The sequence below is a fragment of the Mesorhizobium sp. M7A.F.Ca.CA.002.09.1.1 genome (assembly GCF_003998555.1).
In the GTDB taxonomy this organism is placed as follows: domain Bacteria; phylum Pseudomonadota; class Alphaproteobacteria; order Rhizobiales; family Rhizobiaceae; genus Mesorhizobium; species Mesorhizobium ciceri.
Genome location: NZ_RZRR01001023.1, coordinates 1 through 1800, shown reverse-complemented (window position 1 = coordinate 1800; position 1800 = coordinate 1). Strand labels below are relative to the sequence as shown.

The window sequence follows — 1800 nt, the reverse complement described above, 5'->3', positions numbered from 1 at the left end:
GTCCAAGCGCGGTCACCGCACCGACGATCCGGGTGAAGCTGGTGCGGGCGCGGCCAACCGTGTGCCGGGCTCTGAGATAGCCGTGCACCAATCCCGGCTCCTCGAACCACGTCGCGTGGCCACCTGCCGTGATGATCAGGTCGCGATAGGTCTCGCCATCCGATGACAGCGGGTCGCATTCGGCGGTGATCAGCACTGTCTCCGGCAAGTTGGAGAAATCGGTGTCGGCAAGCGGGGCCAGCGTCGCATCGCCGCTACGGTCTTGCCCTCCAGTGCGAATGTGCTTGTAGAATTCGAGATCGCGCACGGTCAGCATCGGCGCTTCGGCGTGCTTGACATAGGAGCCTTTCGAGCGGTTTCCGCCGAGGCCGGGATAGATCAGCACCTGGCCGACCGGCCTTTTCGAATGGCCGCGCGTGGCGTGACTGACGGCGGCGCAGAGATTGCCGCCGGCGCTGTCGCCGCAGAGCACGATAGGATGATCGCGATTGGCGGCGGCCCATTCGAAGGCGCTCATGGCATCGTCAAAGGCGGCTGGATGCAAATGTTCCGGCGCCAGCCGGTAATCTACGGAGACCACCTCATAGCCTGTGCGCGAGCACAGCTCCGCGCAAACATCGTCATGGCTGTCCAGCCCACCAAGGATGAAGCCACCGCCATGGACATAGAGCACCGTCACGCCTGCCTGAAGTGGGCTTCGGTAGATACGGATCGGGATATCGTGCGTCGGCGTTGCAATGGCGGAGGTTTCGACAGCGACGCCCTCGGGGTAGCCGGCAAAGAATTCCCGGCACATGCGGTCGTAAATCTCGCGCTGCTGCACGATCGTGTAGTCGATCGTATCGGGCGGGTAATAGGAATTGGTGCGCTCGATGAAGGCCCAGGTCTCGGCGTCGATGAGCTTGATGTAGTCGGTCATGGGTGCTGGAGAGGCGGCCAAGGCTGAGCCTGGGCGCCCCCCTCTGTCCTGCCGGACATCTCCCCCTCAAGGGGGGAGATCGGATGTTGCGAAGGCTTTCGCCAACCTTCGGCGTCGCAAGAAGAGTGCAGAGATCGAAGCTGCCAATCTCCCCCCTTGAGGGGGAGATGTCCGGCAGGACAGAGGGGGATAAGCGCCGTCATTTCGGCAACAATCCTCACTTCCCCTTCCACACCGGCTCCCGCTTCTCCGCAAAAGCGCGAAAACCCTCCATATTGTCCTCGGAGCCATAGAGCGCATCGACCGTCGGCAATTGCCGGCGGGTCACCTTGTTCATGGCGTCCTGGAAGGTCAGCGCCTCGGCCACGCGCGCCGTCTCCTTGATCGCGGCAAACACCAGCGGTGGGCCGCCTGCGAGCAGCCGGGCGATCTCCCAGACGCGATCTTCCAGCTTTTCCTTGGGCAGCACTTCGTTGACCAAGCCCCAGCGATGCGCTTCAGCGACATCCATCCAGCGGCCGGTGAGCAGAAGGTCCATGGCGACATGGTAGGGGATGCGCTTCGGCAGCTTGATCGTCGCCGCGTCGGCCAGCGTGCCGGCTCGGATCTCGGGCAGCGCGAAGGAGGAATGATCGGAGGCGTAGATGAGGTCGCAGGACAGCGCCAGCTCGAAGCCGCCGCCGACCGCCATGCCGTTGACGCACGCGATGATCGGCTTGTTGAGGTCGCGCAGCTCCTGCAGGCCGGCAAAGCCGCCGACGCCATAGTCGCCGTCGACCGCATCGCCGCCGGCAGCTGCTTTGAGGTCCCAGCCCGCGCAGAAGAACTTGTCGCCAGCGGTCTTGACGATGGCGACGCGCAATTCCGGATCGTCTCGGAAC

2 protein-coding genes are annotated in these 1800 nt (G+C 63.9%); both read right to left on the bottom strand.

All coding sequences use genetic code 11. From position 1 onward, the window contains the following. A partial coding sequence (locus EN994_RS29725) for an alpha/beta hydrolase (RefSeq protein ID WP_164746339.1) occupies window positions 1-919 on the bottom strand: 919 nt, incomplete at its 3' end. A gap of 217 nt (window positions 920-1136) precedes the next feature. After that, window positions 1137-1800 (bottom strand): carnitinyl-CoA dehydratase (locus EN994_RS29715; RefSeq protein ID WP_127308067.1); only part of this gene is annotated, 664 nt, incomplete at its 5' end.